Below are 23,057 nucleotides of genomic sequence, written 5' to 3' on the forward strand. Positions count from 1 at the left end.
TCAGTCTGATCTAAAAGCCGTCTAATAAGAGAGGGAACTACATGTTCGGCAAAATCATCAGGAATATCGCAATCGCGGGGCTTCTCGCCTCGTCGGTTCTCGGCACCCCTGCCAGCGCTTTCGAGCGCACCGACAAGGGCAATGTCATCGTGTTCGGCGGCCGTCAGGCCATCCCGGTTCTCGATCCGCATATCCGCTACGACTGGTCGACCCGCATGATGCAGCAGGCCGTCTATGATGGTCTCGTCAAGTACGAAGGCGATCCGGCTGTCATCAAGCCTTGGCTCGCCGAAAAGTGGGAAACCAGCGAAGACGGCAAGACCTGGACCTTCCATCTGGTCAAGAACGCAAAATTCCACAATGGCGACCCGGTTACTGCCGAAGCCATCCGTTACTCCTTCGAGCGCGGCCTGAAGCTCAACAAGGGCGTCGCCTGGATGCTCAAGGACTTTCTGGCGCCGGAAGGCATCAGCGTCGTTGACGATTATACCGTCAAGTTCGAGCTGAAGGCTCCCTATACGCCGTTCCTTTCCTTCCTGCCCTGGTGGTACATCGTCAACCCGGCCCAGGTTAAGGCCAATGAAGTTGACGGCGATTACGGCCAGAAGTGGCTGACCGACAACGAAGCCGGTTCCGGCCCGTTCAAGCTCGGCCGTTGGGAACCGAATGTTCTTTATGAAGCAGAAGCCGTTGCCGATTACTGGAAGGGCTGGCCGCAGGGCGAGGAAAACCGTCCGGCCGGCGTGATCTACAAGATCATCCGCGAGCCCGCCGCCCAGAAGGCTGCTCTGCAGCGCGGGGAAGCCGATATCGTCGAAGGCCTGACGCCGGACGATTACGTCCAGATCGCGCGTGCCAAGGGCATCGCCATCGAAGACCACAAGGGCATGACGACCTTCGGCATCAAGTTCAACACGCAGCAGGGGCCGACCGCCGACATCAACCTGCGCAAGGCAATTGCCTATGCGATGGACTATGATGCGCTGATCCAGGTCTATAACGGCGCTGCGTCTCTCGAGACGAGCCCGATCCCGGATGCGATGCGCGGCCATATCGACGTGCCCGGCATCCCGCGTCAGGACCTTGCCAAGGCAAAGGAATATCTGGCGAAGTCCGGTTATCCGAACGGCGGCATCACCCTGCCTTATGTTCACGTTGCCGGACTTGAAGAAGCCCGCCGCATCGGTCTCGTGCTGCTCGACAGCCTGAAGCCGCTCAACATCAATGTCGAGATCAAGCCGGAACAGTGGCCGAACATGGTCGCCAACGGTTCCAAGGTCGAGACCTCGGCTGCGATGACCTCGGTCTACACGACCCCGGTTTCCACCGATCCGGATGCTGTCGCCTACCAGTATCACAAGAACAGCTGGGGCCAGTATTTCGCGATGATGTTCTACGACAATCCGAAGGTCACCGAGATGATCGACAAGGCCCGTTCCTCGTCGAACTGGGATGAGCGCGCAAAACTCTATGCCGACATCCAGACCCAGATCGTTGCCGACCAGCCGGAAGTGTTCGGCATGCTGCAGAACCGCCGCTGGGCGCGCCGTGATTATCTGCAGGGCTTCCAGTTCAGCCCGGTCCGGTTCACCGGGGAAGTCGACATCTACCCGCTGTGGGTGAAGGCTGAATAAACACTGGCTGAAGTCCCCTCACTCAAGCCAGAATAGCGCGCATGGTCCGCTTTCCCCAACCGCGGGCCATGCGCCAATCATAACAAACGGAGAAGACGATGCTGACATTCGCCTTCCGAAAGTTGCTGACGCTGGTCGGCACGATGATCGGCATAGCTGCGCTGACATTTCTCATCACCAATGTCGCGCCCGGCGATCCGGCCCGTCTCGTGGCCGGTCCCAATGCGACCGAGGATATGGTCGCGACGATCCGCACGGAATATGGTCTCGACAAGTCGCTGCCGGAACAGTTCATCGTCTATATGGGCGAGCTTGTTCGCGGTGATCTCGGCACCTCGATCGTCACCACGCGGCCGGTCTTGGAAGAAGTGATGCGCTATGCGCCGGCGACGCTGGAACTCGTCTTCGTCGCGATGTTTCTCGGCATCGTCATCGGTGTTCCGCTCGGCATGCTGTCGGCCGTCTACAAGGATGGGCCGCTCGACCAGGTGACGCGCATCTTCTCGATTTCAGGCGTGGCGATCCCGGCCTTCTGGTTCGGTATCCTGCTGCAGCTGCTGTTTTCCGTCGATCTGGAATGGCTGCCCGTCTCGGGGCGCCTGCCGCTCGTCACCCGCCCGCCGGAATTCGTTACAGGCCTGCTTTTGGTCGACAGCCTGATTGCCGGCAATTTCTCGACCTTCTGGACCTCGCTGCAGCATATCATCCTGCCGGCGATCGTGCTCTCCTTCCCCTGTCTTGCCTCGATCCTGCGCGTCAACCGCGCCGAGATGATCGAAGTGCTGCAGTCGGATTATATCGTCGCCGCCCGCGCCCACGGCATCTCGTCCTTCCGCATCATCGCGCTTTATGCGCTGAAGAACGCCATGTTGCCGACGCTGGCGATGATCGGCCTGCGTTTCGGCTGGATGCTCGGCTCCACCGTTCTGGTGGAAACCGTGTTCGACTGGCCGGGCATCGGGCTTTATGCCGTCTCGTCCGCGCTGTCCTCCGACTTCAAGCCCGTGGTTGGCGTGACGCTGATGATCGGTTTCTTCTTTATCGTCGCCAACACCCTCGTCGATCTCGCCTATGCCTGGATCGACCCGCGTCTCAGGAAAGCGTGATGACGGCTCATCCCATGACCCCTATCGACACCCCAATGGAAGACACGCGCCCGCTCACCTTCCGCGAGCGCCATGCAAGCCAGATCCGTCAATGGCGGCTCTATGCGCACATGTTCCGCAAGAGCTTTTCGTCGATGCTCGGCCTCTCGCTCGTTGTGCTGTTCCTAATCCTGGCCGCCATCGGCCCCCTGATCGTGCCTTATCCGGAAGCGGCAAGCGGTGCGATCAACATGTCCGCCAAATTGCAGCCGCCGAGCAGCACCTACTGGTTCGGCACGGATGAAATGGGTGCCGACATCTTTTCGCGCGTCATTATCGGGGCGCGGACGTCGCTTTGGATCGGCGTGGTCATCACCGGCATCGCGGCGATCGTCGGCATCACGCTCGGCATCATTGCCGGTTATCGCGGCGGCTGGGTTCGTGCGGTGATCATGCGCGTGACCGAACTGTTCCTCGCCGTTCCCGGTCTGGCGCTTGCGCTTGCCATCGTTGCCGCACTCGGCCCCGGCATTACCAATTGCGTGCTGGCGCTCGCCATCGTCTGGTGGCCCGGTTACGTGCGGCTGGTCGAGGCGAAGACGCTGTCGATCAAGGAAGAGCTGTTCATCGAATCCGCCCGCTCGATCGGCGCGAAGACGCCGTGGATCCTCTGGCACCATATCCTGCCGAACTGCATGTCGCCGATCATCGTCAAGATGAGCATGGACATGGGCATGGCGATCCTGTCTGCCGCCAGCCTCGGCTTCATCGGGCTTGGCGCCCAGCCGCCGTCGCCGGAATGGGGTGCGATGATCTCGGTCGCGCGTACTTATATGCCGGACTGGTGGTGGTATTCGCTCTTCCCGGGTGCTGCGATCTTCCTCACCGTGCTCGGCTTCAACCTTCTGGGTGATGGCCTGCGTGATATTCTCGATCCAAGGAGCCGCGACCGATGACAGCTCTGCTCGACATCAAGAATTACCGGCTCGATATCGGCACGTTCGATGGCCCGGTGCATGTGCTGAAAGGCATCAACCTTACCGTCAACCGCGGCGACACGCTCGGTATCGTCGGCGAGAGCGGTTCGGGCAAGACGGTTCTGGTGCGCTCGGTGCTCGGCATCGGGCCGCGCAATTCCAAGGTCGTCGAAGGATCCATCTCGTTTGACGGGCAGGACATCACCAACCTGCCGGAGAAGGACTGGACGAAGATCCGCGGCATCCGCATCTCGATGATCTTCCAGGACCCGATGACCTATCTGAACCCGCTGTTTACGATCGGGCGGCAGATTTCCGATGTCATCGCGGCGCATGAGAAGGCTGCGGGGCAGGGCGTCTCTTCCAAGGCGGCGCGGCGTGCGCGCACCGAGGAACTACTCGATCAGGTCGGCCTGCCGAACCCGTCCATGCTCTATTCGCAATATCCCCACCAGCTGTCCGGCGGCATGCGCCAACGCATCCTGATCGCCATGGCGCTGGCCGGCAAGCCGGATATCCTGATCGCCGACGAACCGACGACGGCGCTCGATGTGACCGTGCAGGCGCAGGTGCTGGACCTGATCAATTCGCTGGTCGAAAAGCTCAACCTCACCGTCATCATGATCAGCCACGATATCGGCGCGATCGCCACCGTCGCGAAGCGCTGTGCCGTGATGTACAAGGGCGAGATCGTCGAGCAGGGGATGACGCAGGACATCCTCAACCGTCCGCAGCACGAATATACGCAGCGCCTGCTCGCTGCCGTGCCGGATATCGATGTCCCGCCGGAACGGGTAGCGGCGGAGGTTGCGGAAGCAAAGCCCGCCAAGCGCGGCAATCTTCTCGAAGCCATCGATCTGAAGAAGGTATATCGCACGCAGGCCGGTGCCGATTTCACGGCGGTCAACTCGATCAGTCTTGCCGTGAAGACCGGCGAGATTTTCGGCGTGGTCGGCGAAAGCGGTTCGGGCAAGTCGACGCTCGCACGCATGCTGATGCGTCTGATCGAGCCGACATCAGGCGATATCATCTTCGACGGGCAGAATATTTCCGGCCTGTCCGGCGAGCCCTTGCGGCAGATGCGCCGGCACATGCAGTTCGTCTTCCAGAACCCGCATTCGGCGCTGAACGGTCGTCACACGATCGGCGACGCGATCGGGGAACCGCTGCGCATCCAGACGAACATGAGCCGGCGGGATATCGAGGCACGCGCCGAGGCCTTGCTCGACATCGTGCAACTGCCAAAAATGTTCAAGTATCGCTACCCGCACGAGCTTTCCGGCGGCCAGAAGCAGCGTGTCTGCATTGCCCGTGCGATTGCACTTAATCCGCGCCTGCTGATCCTCGACGAGCCGACTTCGGCGCTCGATATCTCGGTTCAGGCGCAGGTGCTTGACTTCCTGCAGGAACTGCGTTCCGAACTGAACCTCACCTACGTGTTCATCTCGCACAATCTCGCCGTCATCCGGCAGATCTGCGACCGCACGATCGTGATGAAGCGCGGCGAGATCGTTGAACAGGGCGATACCGAGCAGATTTTTCTCGCGCCGCGCGAGGAATACACCAAGGCGCTTATCGAGAGCGGTCGAAAGACGTCGCAGGCTGCCAATCTTCAGGCATAAGCCTGAGCCGCCACTGGAGTTATATAGGACCCTGTACCACCTGTGGTGCAGGGTTTTCTCGTCCTGGATAAACGGATTTGCTCTGTCTCAGGATATATTGGCGATTGTTTGCTAGAGCATTTCCGACTTTCTTCGAAACGCGAAACTGCTCTCTCCCTCTTTGTTCAACGCAATTCCGGACGCAAAACCGGCTCCCACTTTTGCTGGAATTGCTAGTTGAAATTCCGGGCGTGAAGCGCAATTTCTTCGCAATTGCGAAGCAGACCTGAAATGGTTTCACGGCCCATGTTTAGGCCAACATCCAGTTGCAGGTTCTGTCGATTTCAGGGAGTTCGTCTTTGACTACCACCCCCTACATGCTTCTGACCGGTGCCAGTCGCGGCATTGGCCACGCGACCGTCAAGCTGTTCATGGAACATGGCTGGCGCATTCTGACCGTGTCACGTCAGCCGTTTTCCGAGGAATGCCGCTGGCCTTCCGCACGCGAGAGCCATATCCAGGCGGATCTGGCCGATCTTTCCAGCATCGATGACCTGGTTGCCGAGGTGCGGCAACGTTTGCCCGACGGCAAGCTGGCGGCGCTCGTCAACAATGCCGGGATTTCTCCCAAAGGTGCCGATGGCGCCAGATTGGGTGTCGCGGGTACGGATGCGGATACCTGGACGAAAGTGCTGAACGTCAACCTCATCTCGACGGCGCTTCTGGCGCGGGCGCTGATACCGGAGCTCGAGGCTGCGCGCGGATCGATCGTCAACGTCACCTCGATTGCCGGTTCCCGCGTTCACCCGTTTGCGGGCGTCGCCTATGCTGCCTCGAAGGCCGGTCTTGCCTCGCTCACCCGCGAACTCGCGCATGAGTTCGGCCCGCGCGGCGTGCGTGCCAATGCCATCGCTCCTGGCGAGATCGCCACATCGATCCTGTCGCCGGGAACCGATGAACTGGTGAAGGCCGAGGTGCCGTTAGGTCGGCTCGGAACGACTGCCGAAGTTGCCAAAACCATCTATTTCCTCTGCACCGAGCAGTCGTCCTATATCAACGGTGCGGAAATCCACATCAATGGCGGCCAGCATGTTTGATATCGGCTCAGCCTTCGGCCAGCGCCTTGAGCTTTCCATGATTTTCGGCGGTTAGCGGAATTCCGTTCTTCTCCGCCTTTGCGCGTGTCACATGCCTGCGGTCGCCCGGCAGGCGTTCCTGGCCGGCTTCCAGAACGAGATCGCAAATGCCCGCAACACGTTCGGCAAAGACGTGGTTGCCGCCGCGGGCAGGATCGATGACGATGAAGAACTGGCCGGTGAACGGCGTCTGTGCGCCCTTGTGACCGCTCCAGTCGAACTCGCCGGAAAAATAACCGCCGGTCAGCGCGGCACTGAGGATTTCGACCATCAGGGCGATGGAATTGCCCTTGTGGCCGCCGAAGGGCATCAGCGCGCCGCCATCGAGAATGGCCTTCGGATCGGTGGTCGGCTGGCCTTCGCGATCGACGCCCATGCCGGGTTTCAGGTCATGGCCGGCGCGGGCGGCGATCTGCACATCGCCATGGGCAATTGCGCTCGATGCCTGATCGAACACGAAGGGAGCTGCGCCTGCGCGCGGCGAAGCGAAAGCGACGGGATTGGTGCCGAACACGGCCTTCTTGCCGCCATGAGGCACGACGCAGGCCATGCTGTTGACGACGCTCAGCGCGACAAACCCCTCTTCGGCAAAGGGTTCGACATCTGGCCAGAGCGCGCTGAAATGGTGGGAGCGGCGGATCGCAAGGACGGCGACGCCATTTTGTTTCACTTTCTCGATCAGCAATGGGCGCGCGGCAAGCATGGCCGGCTGGGTGAAGCCGCCTTTGGCATCGACGCGGACGAAGGCCGGGCCGACATCCTCCACTTCAGGGACCGCCTTGCCATCGACCCAGCCGCTGTTGAGTGACGAGACGTAACCGGCCATGCGAAAAATGCCGTGGCTGAGTGAGCCGTCGCGTTCGCAGGATGCGCAGTTTTCCGCAAGGATCTTCGCATTTCTTTCGGAGACGCCGTTCCTGACGAAGATCTTTTGCAAGAGCGCCACGAGGTCGGCATAGGAGAGGTGGATGTCGGCGGCTTCGGTCATGGCATTCTCCTGCGTCACTTTTATGCGCTGATGTGGCTGCACGAAGATACAAACAAAGAGGTGCGGTTCAACCGGCTTTGTGGTGCATTCTGCGGCGGGTTTACCGTTGGCTCAGACGGGGGCTTTCTCGTAGGTGATCTTGCCGTCGCAGATCGTCACGACCGGCCGGATCGAGGCGAGATGTTCGGAGGCGGCTGCTTCGACATCGCTCGAAAGAAGCACGATATCTGCGAGATAACCCGGCTTAAGCATGCCCTTTCGGTCTTCCATGAATTCGACATGGGCGCCGGTGCTGGTATAGGCGGCAAGCGTTTCGGTCAGCGTCAGGCGCTGGTCCGGCAGATCGTCAGCCCAGCGCTGCCGCGTCATCGCATCATGGATGCAGCCCATCGGGTCGAGTGGCGAGACCGGCCAATCGGTGGCGAAGACGATCTCCGCTCCGGCATCGGCGAGCGTCCGCCAGGCGAAGGCCAGCGGCCAGCGATCGCGGCCGATGAAGGAGAGATAGGGTTCGAGCGGCAGGCCGGCATTGCCGGGCGGATGGGTGGGCTGCATCGAGGCGATGACGCCGAGGCTCTTGAAACGAGGGACGTCATCCGGATGCACCACCTCGATATGTTCGATGCGGTTGCGGGCATCGCGACTGCCGTTGGCCTCTGCCGCCGCCTCGTAAGCATCGAGCACCATGCGCACGGCGCCATCGCCGATCGCGTGGACGGCGACCGGGAGTTCGAGCCGGTCGGCCTCGGTGACGATCTGGTTCAGATGTTCCTGGCTGAACAGCGGATCGCCCTTCCAGCCGGGCTTGTGGGCGTAGTCTTCGAGAAAGACCGCGCTTTCGCCTTCGGTCACGCCATCGATGAACATTTTTACGAAATTGCAGCGCAGCCGGTCGGTGTGGAAACGGTCGCGCCATGTGGCGGCTTTTTCCGAAAGGTCGGAGAGCGGCATGAAATTCTTCATGTGATAGGGCATGCGCACGCGAACGGGCAGGCCCGAAGTGTTTTCGATCTCTTCGAGGATTTCCAGCTGGTAGAGATTGCCGTCCATGTTTTGGATCGAGGTTATGCCCAGCGATGCGCAATAGGCGAGGCCATCGCGGATGATATCTAGGTCAATGGCGCGTTCTTGCGGCGTGACGCTGCCCGGTTCGCCGCCGGTGCCGATGCCGAGGCCTTCACGGCCACCGGTTTCGCTCAGATCAAAGACCGGCTGCATGGCGTCGGCTTCGCGAAGTTCACCGGAGGCGAGGCCATCCTCGCCCATGACAACCTCGTTGCCGACGCTCACCTGCCTGCCATTCAGAAGGCCGGCGAGTTCCAGCGCTTTGGTGTTGGCCCAGGCGGTGTGATGATCCGGCGAGATCATTGCGAATGGACGATCGGAGATGACGCGGTCGAGATCGTGGCGGGTGGTGCGTTCGGTTTCAGACAGGATCGTGTAATCGGCAGAACGGGCCAGAAGCAGTTTCAGCTTCGGGTTCTTCGCCGCATAGTCAGAGACCTTGGCCTTCAGTTCGTCAAAACCCTTGACCTTGTAGAGCGACAGCTGGCGCAGGCCGACCGACCCCATGAAGATATGCATATGGGCTTCGTTGAAACCGGGAAGAACCGTGCCGCCCGCCGCATCGATCACCCGGGTTCCCGGGCCTCTAAAGGTCTCAATCTCGTCATTGGAGCGTACGGAAAGGATCGTCTTGCCGGCGATCGCGATGGCTTCCGCGTTAGGTGCCGCCTCGTCCATGGTCAGGATGCGCGCGTTGAGGATTATGATGTTGGCGAAGGGCTGCATGCGTGTTCCTCAGAGGTCCAGACGGGTAAGGGTTCGGAAGAAGGCGAGATTGTCCTGTTTCAACTCGTCGTCGAGCGGATTGGGCTGCGACGACAGTTTGACGATCACCGCCTCGTTTTCAGGATCTATGTAAAGCCATTGGCCGTGGATGCCGATGGCGCAATAGGCGTCGTCCGGTTCGCCGGTCTGGTACCACTGGCTGCGGTAACGGCCGTTCGGCATGGTCGTGCTGTTGGATGCCTTCCAGGCTTCGGGATCGCCGTTCTTCAACATGTCAGCGATCCAGCTTTCGGGGATGATCTGCCCGACGTCGATCGCGCCGCCCTTGCGGATCAGCTCGCCGACACGGGCAAGATCGCGAGCGGTCAGGCAGACGCCGCCGGCGGTGCGGGAAGTGCCGATGCTGTCGACCGTCACATAGGCATGGTTGCAGGCACCCATCGGCTTCCACAAAAGCTCCGACAGTAGCTCGCCGTAGCGGCGGCCGGTGACGCGCTCGATGACGACGCCGAGAAGGTCGGCATTGGGGGAGAGATAGGCATGTCCGCCGCCATGTGGCCGGTCGGCCTTTTTCAGCGTCATCAGGAAAGAGGCGAGCGTTTCGATCTCGAAACCCAGCTCGACCGGGTTCCACAACATGGCACGGCGGTAGCGGGCAAAGGGGCCGTTCCTGTCGAGATAGGTTTCCTCGAAATCGAGGCTGACGCGCATGTCGAGCACATCGCGATAACGGCAGTCCTCATAGGCGCTGCCCTTGGCTTCCGGCAGATAGGCGGCGACCGGCTTTTCGGGGTCGATCAAGCCCTGTTCCTCAAGGATGCCGGAGAGGATGGCGGTCAGTGACTTGCTGATCGAGAAGACCAGATGTTTGGCGTTCACATCGGCATGCGGGGCATAATATTCGCCGACGATCCTGCCGCGCTTCATCAGCAGGAAGGCATCGGTATGGGCGTATTGCAGAAAGCCTTCGATGGTCGAGATGCCGTCCAGCCCGGTCTCGATGTCCCGGGCGAGGAATTGCGATGAGGGGAGTGCCTCTTCCGGCCGTTCGGTGCCGCAGGAGATTTCGGATGTCGGCACCAGTTCGCGGACATTCTGGAAACTCCAGCGGCTGAAGGGTGTCTCGCGCCAGTTGGCAAGCGTCACCGATGCCCGGTCAACGGTGGTCATGTCGTTTATGCTGTCCATGTCCCTGCGGTCGCGACAGCACGGGGCTTGCCCGCACTGTCGGCCTCCCTTGTTCGGCTTATTTCTGCAGCTCGGTCCAGATCTTGGTGTAAAGTTCCTGCACTTCGGGCGCGCAGGCGAGGTTGAACTTGCCGGCAGCTTTCGAGGCTTCCGGGATGTTGACCTCGGGCGCCGTCTTCATGTCTTCCGGCATGAAGGCTTCCGAACCCTTGATGCCGTTGGAATAACGGGCAAAGGCGGAGATCAGGGCAGCATTCTCCGGCACCATGATGAAGTTGATGAAGAGCTTTGCGTTCTCGACATTTTTGGCGTCGGAAAGGATGGCGGCATTGTCCATCCAGACCGGATAACCCTCTTTCGGGTAGCCATAGACGATGTTCTTGTTGGCAAGACGGCCACGGAAGGCCGCACCATTCCAGTCGACGCTGGCTGCAAGATCACCCTTGGTGTATTTTTCGACCGTGCCGTAGTCCATCGAGATCCATTTCGGCTTGGCGGCGACAAGGATGTCGCGGGCCTTTTTCAGGATCGTCAGGTCGCCGGTGCAGGGCTCGCCGCCCGCATAGGTGACGACCATGTGCATGACATCCGACATTTCCGGGACGACATTGACCTTGCCGACCAGTTCCGGCGGCGGATCGAGGAAGATGGCGGAGGTGTTCGGGTCGCCGGAATAGATGGATTTATCGACGGTCACGCCGGTCGTGCCCCATTGCCACGGGACCGAATAGTGACGGCCGGGATCGTAGGCGACATCCACCCATTGCGGGTCCATGTTCTTGAAGTTTTCCATCTGGTCGGGCCGCGATTCCAAGAGCAGGCCTTCCTTGATGAAGACCGGCATGGCGCTGGCGGATGGCACGACGATATCGAAGCCGTGGCCGCCCTGGCGGATTTTGGCCAGTGCCGTGTCATTGCTGTCATAGTCGGTGATCGTCACCTTGACCTTGTAGGCCTCTTCGAACTTCTTGATCAGCTCCGGATTGGTGTAATTGCCCCAGTTGAAGATGTTGAGTTCACCCTCCGCATGGGCAAGTGTTGTAGACGCGAAGAGGACCGCCAGACCGGCAGCAAGTTTTACGGCATGCTTCATGGTTCCCACTCCTGTTTTCATTCGGATTTTTCGTTGGATCTGCTGAGAAAGAAGAAGATCGTCACGATCGCCAGCGACAGCAGCAGAAACACAGTCGATATGGCGTTCATCTCGGGCGTGATGGCGCGGCGCAATTGGCCGAGCATGTAGGTCGGCAGCGTTTCCTGACCGGCTGATTTGACGAATTCGGTGATGACGATGTCATCCAGCGAGATGACGAAAGCGAGCATCAGGCCGGCAAGGATGCCGGGCCAGAGCAGCGGCAGGGTGATGTAGCGGAACACTTTGAACGGCGTGGCGTAAAGGTCGGCGGCCGCCCGTTCCAGCGCCAGATCCATATTCTCCAGCCGCGCCCTTATCGGCAGATAGGCAAACGGGATGCAGAAGGCGGTGTGGGCGAGGATGAGGTAGCCGAGGCCGGAATAACCGGTCCAGACCTTTATCCGCGAAAAGAGGATCAGCAGCGCCACGGCGGTGACGATTTCGGGCACCATCAACGGCATGTTGATGAAGGAATATTTGAAGGTGAGGCCACGATAACCGGCCGTTCGCGTGGTGGCGATTGCCGCGAGCGTGGCGACGGCCGTGGCGATGACGGCTGCGATGGCGGCGATCTGGACGGAGCGGATTGCGGCCTCGATGACGAGATTGTTGTTCCAGGCGGCGACGAACCAGCGGAAGGAAAAACCTTCCCAGCGGGCGATCGAGATACCGGAGTTGAAGGCGTAGACGACCAGCGTGAAGATCGGCACGTAGAGAATGAAGAAGCACAACATTGCGATCGTCGCGAAGCCCGGCTGAACGCGGATATCGAAGCGTTTACGCATGGCCGCCTCCGGTCTTTCCGGCATTCTTCACGTAATAAAGCATGGCGAAGAGGACGATGATGACGAGGGTGATGGAGAGGGCCGCGCCCAGCGGCCAGTTGCGGCCCTGACCGAATTGCAGCTCGATCAGGTTGCCGACCATCAGGTTCTTACCGCCGCCTAAAATGCGCGGGATAACATAGGATGACAAAGCCGGGATGAAGACGAGGATGGAGCCGGCGATAATGCCGGGTTTGACCAGCGGAATGATGATCCGCCACAGTACCTTCAGCCGCGTCGCATAAAGATCGTATCCGGCCTCGACGAGGCGAAAATCGAGTTTTTCGAGGCTCGCATAAAGCGGCAGCACCATCAGCGGAAGATGGACATAGACCATGCCGAGCAGGATGGCGAAATCGGTGTAAAGCATCTGGATCGGGGCCGAGATGATGCCAAGCTTGATCAGGATCGTGTTGGCGAGCCCCTCGTTGCGGATCATTTCCTGGATGGCAAAACCGCGGATCAGCATGTTGGTCCAGAAGGGGATTGTGATCAGGAACAGCCAGATCGACCGGTTATGCGGTGCACGGCTGGCGATGAAATAGGCGGTGGGGAAACCGACGATGAGGCAGAGAACGGTGGTGATGATGGCGAGTTTTGCGCTGCGCCAGAGGATCGTCACATGCGCATCGGCGAGCGAGACCGTGTCGTCGAAAATGTCGCGCGAGAAAAAGACGTTGAACCAGCCCTGACCGGAAAACTCCCATTTCACATCGCCATAGGAACCGGGCGCCAGCACCGAATAGAGGAGCACGATAAGCAGGGGGCCGACGGAGGCGATGGCAATCAGCGCAAGAGCAGGCGTGCTGAGCAGCCAGCGATTGATGGTTTCCTGTCTCTGTGCCGCCGAGGCGGCCTGTCTCGTCCGCTCGGTCATTGTCTCAATCCTTCAGGATTTGTGCTGCGCCTTCGCTGATGGTCAGCGATACGGGATCACCGGCGGCAAAGCCGATCGGCCCGATCCGGCTGTTCTGCTGCCTGATGGTGAAAAGCGAGGTGTCGGGAAGCCTGACCCGGATATGGGTGTCGGTGCCGAGATAGGTGAGATCCTCGATCTGACCGCCAAGTATCGCTCCAGCTGACGGCGCTGCGAGCTGTACATGTTCTGGCCGGATGACGATGGTTACCTTTCCTTCCGGCGTGAGGTCAGAGGGATAGGTTGCGTCCAGCGTGGTGCCGTTGGACAACCGGACCCTGGTTCGTTGTCCGTCGATCGAGATCACGTCCGCCGTCAAAAAGTTCGTTTCGCCGATGAAATCCGCAACGAAACGCTCCGCAGGGCGATCATAGATTTCCCACGGCGCGCCGACCTGCCGGACTTCGCCATGGGACATGACGGCGATCCTGTCGGACATGGCGAGCGCTTCCTCCTGGTCATGAGTGACGAAGATGAAGGTGATGCCGGTTTCGGCCTGAACCCGCTTCAGTTCGACCTGCATTTCCTTGCGCAGCTTGTAGTCCAGTGCCGAGAGCGGTTCGTCGAGCAGCAGGACTTTCGGCTTGGGGGCGAGGGCGCGGGCAAGCGCGACGCGCTGCTGCTGGCCGCCGGAAATCTGCATGACCTTGCGGTTGCGCATCGGCTCCATGTGGACGAGCGCCAACATTTCATCGACGCGGGTCGTGATTTCCTGCTTTGGGCGGCCGAGCATTTCCAGCCCGAAGCCGATATTCTGCGCGACCGTCATATGCGGGAAGAGGGCATAGTTCTGGAAGACGGTGTTGACCGGGCGCTTGAAGGGTGGAAGCGGCGCGATGTCCTCGCCATAGAGCAGGATTTCGCCGGCGGTCGGGAAGTCGAACCCGGCGATCAGCCGCAGCAGCGTGGTCTTACCGCAGCCGGACGGACCAAGAAGCGTGAAGAACTCGTTTTGCCTAATATTCAGGAAGATGTTGCTGAGGGCGGTGACCTGGCCGGCGCCGTCGCCATAGACACGGCCGACGCTCCTGACTTCGATTGCAAGTTCCTGCTGTTTTCTCAAGCACGCCTCACATTTCGTTGCTCGTCATTGCAACTAAAGACAGCATTTCATGCCAAATTGTCGCGGGCAAGCTGTGTTTGCGACATGACGGAAATAATAAGCAAGCCATATGCCAGCAGGTCGCGTTTCCGGCTGAAAGGGCTGCGTCGGCTGCGGTTGCGACTTTTCATCGGTGGCGGCAGTTACGCCGGGGCAGGTCTGCTGCGAGCCTTGCGCGGGGTAAAGGAAGCTGATCAAAAACAATAGCTTGTCTTTTGATAGTTCTTCTCAGGGTAGTGGTTGTTGCCGATCTGGCTCTATGTCATATCCCGATACATCAACGAATTTCAGGTGAGGACAGGTTATGGCAGCAAGCGATCTTTTTGTTTCGGCGGATGATGGTGAATGGGTCAATCCCGAACCCGGCGTCACGCGCCGTATCATGACCTATCTGCCCGAAATGATGATGGTGGAGGTCGTGTTCGAAAAGGGCGCGATCGGTTCGAAACATTCCCATCCGCATATCCAGGCAAGCTATGTTGCAGAGGGCAGTTTCGAAGTCACGATCGATGGTAGGACCGAAACGCTCAACAAGGGCGGAAGCTTCATCGTGCCGCCGGATCTGGTGCATGGCGTCAAGGCGCTGGAGGCTGGCCGTCTGATCGACGTTTTCAACCCGCATCGGGCTGAATTCCTCAAGTAATGTTCTTTTTGGGCCGCGATTGCGGCTAGGATGCATGAAGCCGGTCGCAAAAACTGCGGCCGGCTTTTGGCGTTTTGTGAGCTTGTGGGTCGGGGTGAACCGAACGCAAAAGCGCCCGGCCGGAGCCGGGCGCCTGACTTTTGTGCTTCTGGCCGCTGCTTAGTGCATCAGCAGGCGCGGCAGCCACATGGAGAACATCGGCACGTAAGTGACCAATGCCATGGCGAGGAACAGCGCACTGTAGAAGGGCAGGATCGACTTCATGACTTCGCCGACCGAGATTTCACCAATCGCGCAGCCGATGAACTGCGTGGTTCCGACCGGCGGCGTATTGAGGCCGAGCGCACAGTTGAGCAGCATGACCATGCCGAACTGAACCGGGTCCATGCCGTATTGCATGGCAATCGGCAGGAAGATCGGCGTGCAGATCAGGATGGTCGATGCCATATCCATGAACGTGCCGAGCAGGAACAGGATGATGTTGATCATCAGGAAGATGACGATCGGGTTGGTCGAGATGTTGCTCATCAGCTCGCCGGTCATGTCGGCAACGCCGTAGAGACCCATGAGATACTGGAACATGGTCGACACGCCGATCAGGAGCAGGACGATGCCGGTCGTCTTGACCGTCTTGGCTGCTGCGGCCAGGAAAGCTTCCCAGGTCATCGTGCGATAGATGAAGAAGGTCAGAAGCATCGTGTAGATCACGGCGATCGAAGCAGATTCCGTCGCGGTGAAGATACCCGAAACGATACCGCCGAGGATGATGACCACGATCAGCATGCCGGGTGCCGCTGCTGCGAGCGAACGCATGACGATGTGCCAGCCGGGGAAGGTGCCTGCCGGATAGCCGCGTTTTCTTGCGACGTAATAGGCCGCACCGAGGTTACAGACCATCAGAAGCAGGGCAGGCATGATGCCGGCCGCGATCAGGGCGCCGATCGAAGCCTTGCCGCTGGCGGCCAGTGCATAGATGATCATGTTATGGCTGGTCGGCATCAGCGCGCCGACGAGTGCAGCATGGGTCGTGACGTTGACCGCATAGTCGGCGTCATAACCTTCCTTCTTCATCATCGGGATCATGACGGCGCCCATGGCCGAGACGTCGGCGACGGGGGAGCCGGCGACACCGCCGAAGAGGGTGCAGGCAACGACGTTGGACATGCCGAGGCCGCCACGAACATGGCCGACCATGGCTTTGGCTGCATTGACGATCTTGTCGGCGACGCCGCCATGCAGCATCAATTCACCGGAGAAAATGAAGAAAGGAATGGCGAGAAACGAAAATACGTTCATGCCCGCCATCATCTGCTGGAAGCCGACGGCGATCGGCAGACCTTCATAAAGAATGGTGCAAAGCGCCGACAGGCCGATCGCAAAAGCAACCGGGATCCCCGCAATGAGGAAGCCGACAAAAGTGATACAAAGAATGGTTAGTGCCATGACGGTACAACCTCCGCCTTACGGAAAATGGCTATGATATGTTCGACTGAAAACATGATGATAAGAACGCCCGAAACCGCGAGCGGAATGTAACGCACGGCCTCCGTCACATGGAGATTGGGCATCAGGTAGGGAGCGACCGACCAGCCAAGCACCCAGCCGTTATAGGCCATGGCGGCACCGAACAGGCAGATGGCGATGTAGATGACGAGTTCCACATAGCGTTGCATGTACTGGGGCAGGAGAACGGTCAGCGAGTCGAGGGCGATATGCCCCGCGTCGCGGACGCCGACGGCAGCGCCGATCATGGTGACGTAGAGAATAAGGACGATTGCCAGGTTTTCCGTCCAGCTGGGTGAATCGTTCAGTACGTAACGGCCGAAAACCTGGTAGAAGACGACGCCCACAAGCGTCAGCAGACCAGAAATTGCCAGGATCATACCGATCTTGGCAAGCGGTGCGTTGATGCTCGTGAGCAATCCCGTCATCGCAGGTGGATGAGCGGCTTCAGATTTGCTGTGAGTATTCATGTTATCCCCCGGGCGCACCCGCGCGAAAACCTGGCTCGGCTTTCGGAGCGTACAATGCACGGTGTCTTGAGGTTTGTAGTGCCCGGCGCCTTAAATCCGGCGAGCAGGCTGTCGGAGGAGAAGCAGCCCCGGTCCGGAGCTGCTTCCTTGATAATTCACTTCGTTTCCTGGATCCGCTTGATGAGATCCTGCAGTTCAGGAGTCTTGGCGAACTGGGCGTAGACGGGCTTCATCGCGTCGATGAATTCCTGCTTGTCGTTGACGTCTCCGATGATGCTGCCGGCCTTTTCGACGATTTCCCTGGACTTCAGCTCACGTTCGTCCCACAGGCGGCGCTGCTCGACGACCGAGTCCTTGGCAGCCTTGCGGATCAGAGCCTGGTCTTCCGGCGGCAGCTTGTCCCAGAGCGGCTTCGAGAAGAGCAGCAGTTCCGGCACCATGGCATGCTCGGTGCGGGTGAAATACTTGGCTGCTTCGTAGTGATGCGACGATTCATAGGACGGGTAGTTGTTCTCGGCAGCATCAATGATGCCGGTCTTCAGGCCGGTATAGACTTCGCCCATCGGCATCGGCGTTGCATTGGCGCCAAGAGCCTGGACCATTGCCACGAACATGTCGGACTGCTGGACGCGGATCTTCATGTTATGAAGGTCGGCAAGCGTCTTGACCGGCTTCTTGGTGTACATCGAGCGTGCGCCACTGTCATAGAAGGCAAGGCCGATCATGCCCTGCTTTTCCAGTGCCTTCAGCACGTCGTCGCCGATCGGACCGTCGAGGACGGCGCGTTCATGCGCCGTGGAGCGGAAGATGAACGGCAGCGAGATGACGATGGTTTCCGGCACCATGTTGTTGACCACGGCAGCGCTGATGCGCAGCATGTCGAGGCCGCCGATGCGCAGCTGTTCGATCGTGCCGCGTTCGTCACCCAGTGCGCCGTTCGGGAAAACCTTGACACCGAGGCGGCCATTGGTGCGCTCGGACAGGATCTTGCCCATGTACATAGCGCCCTGAACGGTCGGATAGTCATTCGGGTGAATGTCGGCCGACCTGAAATCGCGCGACATGGCCGGAGATGCAAGAAGAACACCTGCTGCGCCGGCAGCAAGGAGCATCGTGCGGATCGTCTTTAAAGTTCGTTTCATTCGTATTTCCTCCATTAAAACTGATTTGATCAGAAATCCGGCCAGCCGGACCCGTTGCCGGAAATGGGGCTGATGCTCCATTTCCGGCTTTCCGGAAGCCAGTTTTTGATAGTCTCCTCGTGCCGACGCCTAGGCGTCGTTCAGAGCCGATACGCCTTTTTCGCGAGCGTATAGGCAAGCTCCGTGGCCAGTTCGAAGGCCTCTTCTTCCCTGAGCCTGTGTTCGCTGACGAGTCGCGCCAGGAATGCGCAATCGACCCGTCGAGCAACGTCGTGGCGCGCCGGTATGGACGGGAAGGCGCGCGTATCGTCGTTGAAACCGACCGTGTTATAGAAACCGGCGGTTTCGGTCGTCATCTCGCGGAAGCGCCGCATGCCTTCCGGGCTGTCGTGGAACCACCATGCCGGGCCGAGCCGGAGTGCCGGATAGGCGCCTGCAAGCGGAGCCAGTTCGCGGGCATAGGACGTCTCGTCGAGGGTGAAGAGCACGACGGTCAGGTCACGCTCCGCGCCAACGGCATCCAGCAACGGCTTCAGGGCGCTGACATAGTCGGTGCGGCCCGGAATATCGAAGCCCATGTCGCGGCCATGATTGGCGAACACGGTTGGCGAATGATTGCGCCTTGAACCCGGATGGATCTGCAGCACAAGCCCGTCATCCAGGCTCATCTTGGCCATTTCCGTCAGCATCTGGCCGCGGAACAGCTTGTGATCATCCAGATCCGACTTGCCGGCGCGGATCCGGTTGAACAGTGCCGCAGCTTCCTGGTCCGACAGATTTGCCGTATCGGCCGTTGCATGACCATGGTCCGACGACGTCGCGCCAAAGGACTTGAAATAGGCACGGCGTTTCCGGTGGGCGGCGAGATAACCGGTCCACGAATCGGTGTCTTCGCCCGTCATGTCGCCCAGTTGGTCGAGATTGGCGGAGAAACCCTCGAAATCAGGATCGACCACGGCATCAGGTCGATAGGCGGTAACCACGCGTCCATCCCAGCCGCTGTCGCGGATCGCCTTGTGCCAGCGAAGATCGTCGAGTGCGCCTTCGGTGGTGGCGATGACCTCGATGTTGAACCGCTTGAACAGGGCGCGGGGACGATATTCCGGCAGCGCCAGCTTTTCAGCGATCAGATCATAGGTCTTGTCCGCAGTCTTGGCGGTCAGTGGTTCCTCGATGCCGAACAGGTTGGAAAGGACGAAATCCATCCATTGTCGTGTCGGCGTGCCGCGGAAAAGATAATAGTTTTCAGCAAAAAGCCGCCAGATCCGGCGACCGTCGGTTTCTACGGCTGACCCGTCGAGGCGGCGTACGCCGAGATCCTCAAGGCGGATGCCCTGGCTGAAAAGCATTCGGAAAATGTAGTGATCGGGAACGATCAGAAGCTGGGCCGGATCCGGAAAAGGTTCGTCCAGGGCATACCATTTGGGATCGGTATGGCCGTGGGGACTGATGATCGGAAGATCCGAAACCGTCTTGTAAAGTGCTTGAGCAATGGAACGAATACTGTTTTCGGCCGGAAATAAAACGTCAGAATGTATAAGTGATTTCATTGGGGAGCCGACCTCCTTTCGACGAGATCAACGCTAGATTGCTGTCAATCGAGATGTCAATGACCTTATCGTGATGAGTGAAAGGTTGAATTTCTTGATGTTTGTCTATTCCTGATTGTGCGGCTTTTTCCAGAAATCCGCATTGAATCATGGTCATAAAATCCTCGGTGGCGAGGCCGCAAAAATCGGAAAAATTGGATTTATGCCAGGGCAGGTGTGCGAAATTGTCGCAGGCGCTTGACCGGTTGGTCGAAGGTGTCGCAGCTGCCTAAGACTGTTCTATATTGGTTTGTGCGCTTCCCGATGGTTCATCGGAAGAGATGGACGTGTCATTTCTGCCGGTCGATTCGTGGAATTACCACGGTATAGATTTGGGTCCTCACAAGGGCTTCCGCCGTCTAGAGGGATAATCCGTCTCAGATATGTTCCACGTAAAGCGCTGATATTATATTAAATAATCAGAATGTAATGATGACCGTCAATTTTTGAGTGCTGCCAAAAATGTCGCACGTCATTGTTGAATTTAGCTGTTCAACATCACCCATATGGTAGTATATGTTGATGTCGGTAGATCTCCGGGAGAAAGGGAGGAGCGGCGTGAATGGAGTTGATGACTGGACGCCTGCGAGCCATGGGCGCGCCGTTTATTGCTGTCTGTGAATGAAGTTCACCCCCGCCAAAATCGGTGGCGCCGATAAGTCGGAAGCTGACAGAGGTGTTTTTCATTCCATCCAGGTGAGGTGATCACCTGTTGATCCGGTTTTGTTGAGAGCGGAAGCGGATGCGGGATACGCTCACTTTCTGTCCATTGATATTAGATTCCGAATATGCACGTAATGCGTGTAATTTTGATATTGAAAACCCGAGGCTTTACTTTGACTTTGAGGAACGCGGAAATACGCGGCAGCACGATCTACTGCCATTAAGGTGTCGATACGTCAGGTAGGCAAAAGATGACAGCGCAGCCTGACCGCAATAGAGAAGATGAGTAACTGAATGGTCGATCGCAGCCGTTCCCGCCTGACGAACCAGGTGTTTGAAAAAATCCGGGAAGATATCGTGTGCGGTCGTCTCGCTCCGGATGCGCCCTTGTCCGAGGCGGACCTTTGCCTTGAGCTCGAAGTGAGTCGGACGCCCGTGCGCGAAGCTCTGATCAAGCTGGCCGAAGAAGAGCTGGTCGTCATCTATCCGCATTTCGGGACATTCGTTGCGCCGATCTCCCTGGAAGCCTTCAAGGTTGGCCAGTATATTCGCGAGAAGCTGGAATGTGCGCTTGTTGAAGATGCGATAAAACGCATGGATGATGATGGGCGCGAGCGCATTCGCGCCAATCTGCGCGAGCAGGCCGCCGCTGTCGGGAACGGGGATACGTTCTATCAGCTCGACAATGTCTTCCATGCTCTGATCGCGGAACTTAGCGGCTATGCAGGCGCATGGAATGCTATTCTGCGGGCCAAGACGCAGCTTGATCGCATTCGATATCTCACGACTCAGGACAGTGATCGAATGACGCTTGCCCTGAACGAGCATCAGATGATCGCGGATGCGATTATCGCAGGTGATGCCGACACGGCCGTGGTCCATATGCGTGCCCATCTTCGGACCGTTTTCGGTCACATCGATGGTCTCGGTCTGGATGCTCCCCGGCCAGGCCTGCCGTCTCGCAAGCGTGGCGGCAGAGGCAAGTCAGCTTCGTCTGAAACGTGACGAAAGGCTTCGGCCTGACAGCTGAGGCGCGAGACAGTTCAAGAATCTATGCATGGCCTGGAGACCGGCCGACAATGCAACCGGCATGGGAGCCGGATCAGGAGAAAAGATACATGATCAAGAACAGCATTTGCCTTCATCCTGCCGACAATATCGAGATCGCATTGCGCGATCTCGCCGCTGGCGACATCCTGACGACAAGCGGTGTTGCGACCGGTCAGGCCATCATGCGCGGACACAAGATCGCGACCGCCGCAATACCGGCTGGCGGAAACGTTTTGCGCTACGGGCAGATCATCGGTCAGGCCAAGAGCGATATTGCGGCCGGCGATCATGTCCATGTCCACAATCTTGGCATGGGCGAGCATGAACAGGACTATGCGTTTGCCAGTGCCAACACTCCGCTGCCCGAAATTGCCGAAAAACGCACTTTCATGGGCTACAAGCGCGCAGATGGCAAAGTCGGCACCCGCAACTATATCGGCATCTTGACGACGGTGAACTGTTCCGGCTCGGTCGCCCGGTTCATTACGGAAGCGGCCGAAAAGTCGGGATTCCTCGATGAATTCCCGAATGTCGACGGCATCGTTCCGATCTCGCATGGCACGGGTTGCGGCATGTCGACGGATGGCGAAGGCTATGCCACGCTGTTCCGCACGCTTTCCGGTTATGCGCAGAACCCGAATTTCGGCGGCATCCTTCTGGTCGGGCTCGGTTGCGAGGTGATGCAGATCCCCGATCTCGTCGGCGGAAGGCGCATCCGGCAGGATGGCATGTTGCGTTACATGACCATCCAGCAGGAAGGCGGCACGCGCAAGACGATCGAAAGAGGGCTCGAGGAACTGCGCGGCGTGGCGGAATTCGCCAACCGCACGGTGCGCTCACCCGCTCCGGTTTCCGAGATTACGATCGGCATGCAGTGCGGTGGTTCCGACGGCTATTCGGGCATCACCGCCAATCCGGCTCTCGGTTATGCGTCGGACCTTCTGGTGCGCCATGGCGGCACGACGATCCTGTCGGAGACCTCCGAAGTCTATGGTGCTGAACATCTCCTGACGCGTCGTGCCGAAACGGCCGAGATCGGCAACAAGCTGATAGAGCGACTGAAATGGTGGGAGGATTACTGCGCCCGTAATGGCGGCGAGATGGACAACAATCCGTCTCCCGGAAACAAGAAGGGCGGGTTGACGACGATCCTCGAAAAATCGCTCGGCGCGGTTGCCAAGGGCGGGACGGCTCCCCTGCTTGGTGTCTACAAGTTCGGCGAAAAGATCGATCGCAAGGGTTTCGTCTTCATGGACAGCCCCGGTTTCGATCCTTGTTCGGTCACCGGACAGGTGGCGTCGGGCGCCAACCTGATCGTGTTCACCACCGGTCGCGGTTCTGTTTCCGGCTACAAGCCGACGCCCTGCATCAAGATCTCGACCAATTCGGAAATGTATGAGCGGATGAAGGATGACATGGACCTCAACTGCGGCGATATCGTCACCGCAGGGGTCACGATCGAGGAGAAGGGCAAGGAGCTTTTCGAACTGATCATCCGGGTCGCATCGGGCGAACAGACCAAGAGTGAGGAACTCGGTTATGGTGGTGCGGAATTCGTGCCGTGGCAGATCGGCGCCGTGATGTGATGCGTCTCGTGAGCCAAGAGGGAATTCCATCCCG

At 59.0% G+C, this 23,057-nt stretch carries 19 protein-coding genes; 8 read left to right on the plus strand and 11 right to left on the minus strand.

Going from position 1 to position 23,057, the window contains the following annotated elements; translation table 11 throughout:
• Nucleotides 1-41 precede the first annotated feature (41 nt).
• The 5 genes from JNB91_RS24590 (at nucleotide 42) to JNB91_RS24610 (ending at nucleotide 6,394) form a co-directional block, all read left to right on the plus strand.
• On the plus strand, nucleotides 42-1,634 hold the full coding sequence (locus JNB91_RS24590) for an ABC transporter substrate-binding protein (protein ID WP_220328112.1): 1,593 nt from the start codon (nucleotides 42-44) through the stop codon (nucleotides 1,632-1,634).
• A gap of 98 nt (nucleotides 1,635-1,732) precedes the next feature.
• Nucleotides 1,733-2,740, plus strand: coding sequence for an ABC transporter permease (locus JNB91_RS24595; protein ID WP_220328113.1), 1,008 nt, complete (start codon nucleotides 1,733-1,735; stop codon nucleotides 2,738-2,740).
• The gene (locus tag JNB91_RS24600) at nucleotides 2,740-3,675 is read left to right on the plus strand and encodes an ABC transporter permease (RefSeq protein ID WP_223218363.1); all 936 of its coding nucleotides are present in this window, start codon (nucleotides 2,740-2,742) and stop codon (nucleotides 3,673-3,675) included. The genes JNB91_RS24595 and JNB91_RS24600 overlap by 1 nt, the downstream gene beginning before the upstream one ends.
• The gene (locus JNB91_RS24605; RefSeq protein ID WP_220328114.1) at nucleotides 3,672-5,318 is read left to right on the plus strand and encodes an ABC transporter ATP-binding protein; all 1,647 of its coding nucleotides are present in this window, start codon (nucleotides 3,672-3,674) and stop codon (nucleotides 5,316-5,318) included. Before JNB91_RS24600 ends, JNB91_RS24605 begins: the two co-directional genes overlap by 4 nt.
• Before the next feature lie 356 nt (nucleotides 5,319-5,674).
• Nucleotides 5,675-6,394, plus strand: coding sequence for an SDR family NAD(P)-dependent oxidoreductase (locus tag JNB91_RS24610; protein ID WP_220328139.1), 720 nt, complete (start codon nucleotides 5,675-5,677; stop codon nucleotides 6,392-6,394).
• Between the two features lie 7 nt (nucleotides 6,395-6,401).
• Here JNB91_RS24610 and JNB91_RS24615 read toward each other — a convergent pair whose 3' ends face one another.
• From JNB91_RS24615 to JNB91_RS24645, 7 genes are all read right to left on the minus strand, one after another.
• Nucleotides 6,402-7,421, minus strand: coding sequence for an Ldh family oxidoreductase (locus tag JNB91_RS24615; RefSeq protein WP_220328115.1), 1,020 nt, complete (start codon nucleotides 7,419-7,421; stop codon nucleotides 6,402-6,404).
• Nucleotides 7,422-7,532: 111 nt separating this feature from the next.
• Nucleotides 7,533-9,212, minus strand: a complete 1,680-nt coding sequence (locus JNB91_RS24620; RefSeq protein WP_220328116.1) for an amidohydrolase — start codon at nucleotides 9,210-9,212, stop codon at nucleotides 7,533-7,535.
• A 9-nt stretch (nucleotides 9,213-9,221) separates the two neighbouring features.
• Nucleotides 9,222-10,400 carry a serine hydrolase domain-containing protein gene (locus JNB91_RS24625; RefSeq protein WP_220328117.1) on the minus strand — a complete coding sequence of 393 codons (1,179 nt, stop codon included), beginning with the start codon at nucleotides 10,398-10,400 and terminating at the stop codon, nucleotides 9,222-9,224.
• Nucleotides 10,401-10,458: 58 nt separating this feature from the next.
• Complete coding sequence (locus tag JNB91_RS24630; RefSeq protein WP_220328118.1) at nucleotides 10,459-11,493, minus strand: extracellular solute-binding protein; 1,035 nt, start codon at nucleotides 11,491-11,493, stop codon at nucleotides 10,459-10,461.
• A gap of 17 nt (nucleotides 11,494-11,510) precedes the next feature.
• Nucleotides 11,511-12,320 carry an ABC transporter permease gene (locus JNB91_RS24635; RefSeq protein WP_220328119.1) on the minus strand — a complete coding sequence of 270 codons (810 nt, stop codon included), beginning with the start codon at nucleotides 12,318-12,320 and terminating at the stop codon, nucleotides 11,511-11,513.
• Complete coding sequence (locus JNB91_RS24640) at nucleotides 12,313-13,236, minus strand: ABC transporter permease (protein ID WP_220328120.1); 924 nt, start codon at nucleotides 13,234-13,236, stop codon at nucleotides 12,313-12,315. The genes JNB91_RS24635 and JNB91_RS24640 overlap by 8 nt, the downstream gene beginning before the upstream one ends.
• Nucleotides 13,237-13,240: 4 nt before the next feature.
• Nucleotides 13,241-14,338, minus strand: a complete 1,098-nt coding sequence (locus tag JNB91_RS24645; protein ID WP_222857624.1) for an ABC transporter ATP-binding protein — start codon at nucleotides 14,336-14,338, stop codon at nucleotides 13,241-13,243.
• A gap of 343 nt (nucleotides 14,339-14,681) precedes the next feature.
• On the opposite strand from JNB91_RS24645, the gene JNB91_RS24650 reads away from it, so the two are divergent.
• Nucleotides 14,682-15,020, plus strand: coding sequence for a cupin domain-containing protein (locus JNB91_RS24650; protein WP_220328121.1), 339 nt, complete (start codon nucleotides 14,682-14,684; stop codon nucleotides 15,018-15,020).
• Nucleotides 15,021-15,179: 159 nt separating this feature from the next.
• Here the strand turns inward: JNB91_RS24650 and JNB91_RS24655 are convergent, their stop codons facing one another.
• From JNB91_RS24655 to uxaC, 4 genes are all read right to left on the minus strand, one after another.
• Entirely contained in the window at nucleotides 15,180-16,463 is a 1,284-nt protein-coding gene (locus JNB91_RS24655) for a TRAP transporter large permease (RefSeq protein ID WP_220328122.1), read from the minus strand.
• Nucleotides 16,454-16,951: a TRAP transporter small permease gene (locus JNB91_RS24660; protein ID WP_223218364.1), complete on the minus strand. Its 498-nt coding sequence runs from the start codon at nucleotides 16,949-16,951 to the stop codon at nucleotides 16,454-16,456. Before JNB91_RS24660 ends, JNB91_RS24655 begins: the two co-directional genes overlap by 10 nt.
• A 197-nt stretch (nucleotides 16,952-17,148) precedes the next feature.
• Nucleotides 17,149-18,135 carry a TRAP transporter substrate-binding protein gene (locus JNB91_RS24665; RefSeq protein WP_220328124.1) on the minus strand — a complete coding sequence of 329 codons (987 nt, stop codon included), beginning with the start codon at nucleotides 18,133-18,135 and terminating at the stop codon, nucleotides 17,149-17,151.
• Between the two features lie 140 nt (nucleotides 18,136-18,275).
• Nucleotides 18,276-19,685, minus strand: a complete 1,410-nt coding sequence (gene uxaC / locus JNB91_RS24670) for a glucuronate isomerase (protein ID WP_220328125.1) — start codon at nucleotides 19,683-19,685, stop codon at nucleotides 18,276-18,278.
• A 996-nt stretch (nucleotides 19,686-20,681) separates the two neighbouring features.
• Between uxaC and JNB91_RS24675 the strand changes: the two genes are divergently transcribed.
• Nucleotides 20,682-21,392: a GntR family transcriptional regulator gene (locus tag JNB91_RS24675; RefSeq protein WP_220328126.1), complete on the plus strand. Its 711-nt coding sequence runs from the start codon at nucleotides 20,682-20,684 to the stop codon at nucleotides 21,390-21,392.
• A gap of 113 nt (nucleotides 21,393-21,505) precedes the next feature.
• Nucleotides 21,506-23,023, plus strand: coding sequence for a UxaA family hydrolase (locus tag JNB91_RS24680; RefSeq protein ID WP_220328127.1), 1,518 nt, complete (start codon nucleotides 21,506-21,508; stop codon nucleotides 23,021-23,023).
• The last annotated feature ends 34 nt before the right edge of the window (nucleotides 23,024-23,057 follow it).

Origin of the sequence: Aliirhizobium wenxiniae (assembly GCF_019511445.1) — a bacterium.
GTDB classification, from domain to species: domain Bacteria; phylum Pseudomonadota; class Alphaproteobacteria; order Rhizobiales; family Rhizobiaceae; genus Neorhizobium; species Neorhizobium wenxiniae_A.

What these genes read in the sequence shown, in the direction of transcription:
- JNB91_RS24590 (WP_220328112.1), top strand. Translation starts at nt 42, where the DNA reads ATGTTCGGCAAAATCATCAGGAATATCGCAATCGCGGGGCTTCTCGCC.
- JNB91_RS24595 (WP_220328113.1), top strand. Translation starts at nt 1,733, where the DNA reads ATGCTGACATTCGCCTTCCGAAAGTTGCTGACGCTGGTCGGCACGATG.
- JNB91_RS24600 (WP_223218363.1), top strand. Translation starts at nt 2,740, where the DNA reads ATGACGGCTCATCCCATGACCCCTATCGACACCCCAATGGAAGACACG.
- JNB91_RS24605 (WP_220328114.1), top strand. Translation starts at nt 3,672, where the DNA reads ATGACAGCTCTGCTCGACATCAAGAATTACCGGCTCGATATCGGCACG.
- JNB91_RS24610 (WP_220328139.1), top strand. Translation starts at nt 5,675, where the DNA reads ATGCTTCTGACCGGTGCCAGTCGCGGCATTGGCCACGCGACCGTCAAG.
- JNB91_RS24615 (WP_220328115.1), bottom strand. Translation starts at nt 7,421, where the DNA reads ATGACCGAAGCCGCCGACATCCACCTCTCCTATGCCGACCTCGTGGCG.
- JNB91_RS24620 (WP_220328116.1), bottom strand. Translation starts at nt 9,212, where the DNA reads ATGCAGCCCTTCGCCAACATCATAATCCTCAACGCGCGCATCCTGACC.
- JNB91_RS24625 (WP_220328117.1), bottom strand. Translation starts at nt 10,400, where the DNA reads ATGGACAGCATAAACGACATGACCACCGTTGACCGGGCATCGGTGACG.
- JNB91_RS24630 (WP_220328118.1), bottom strand. Translation starts at nt 11,493, where the DNA reads ATGAAGCATGCCGTAAAACTTGCTGCCGGTCTGGCGGTCCTCTTCGCG.
- JNB91_RS24635 (WP_220328119.1), bottom strand. Translation starts at nt 12,320, where the DNA reads ATGCGTAAACGCTTCGATATCCGCGTTCAGCCGGGCTTCGCGACGATC.
- JNB91_RS24640 (WP_220328120.1), bottom strand. Translation starts at nt 13,236, where the DNA reads ATGACCGAGCGGACGAGACAGGCCGCCTCGGCGGCACAGAGACAGGAA.
- JNB91_RS24650 (WP_220328121.1), top strand. Translation starts at nt 14,682, where the DNA reads ATGGCAGCAAGCGATCTTTTTGTTTCGGCGGATGATGGTGAATGGGTC.
- JNB91_RS24655 (WP_220328122.1), bottom strand. Translation starts at nt 16,463, where the DNA reads ATGGCACTAACCATTCTTTGTATCACTTTTGTCGGCTTCCTCATTGCG.
- JNB91_RS24660 (WP_223218364.1), bottom strand. Translation starts at nt 16,951, where the DNA reads ATGACGGGATTGCTCACGAGCATCAACGCACCGCTTGCCAAGATCGGT.
- JNB91_RS24665 (WP_220328124.1), bottom strand. Translation starts at nt 18,135, where the DNA reads ATGAAACGAACTTTAAAGACGATCCGCACGATGCTCCTTGCTGCCGGC.
- uxaC (WP_220328125.1), bottom strand. Translation starts at nt 19,685, where the DNA reads ATGAAATCACTTATACATTCTGACGTTTTATTTCCGGCCGAAAACAGT.
- JNB91_RS24675 (WP_220328126.1), top strand. Translation starts at nt 20,682, where the DNA reads ATGGTCGATCGCAGCCGTTCCCGCCTGACGAACCAGGTGTTTGAAAAA.
- JNB91_RS24680 (WP_220328127.1), top strand. Translation starts at nt 21,506, where the DNA reads ATGATCAAGAACAGCATTTGCCTTCATCCTGCCGACAATATCGAGATC.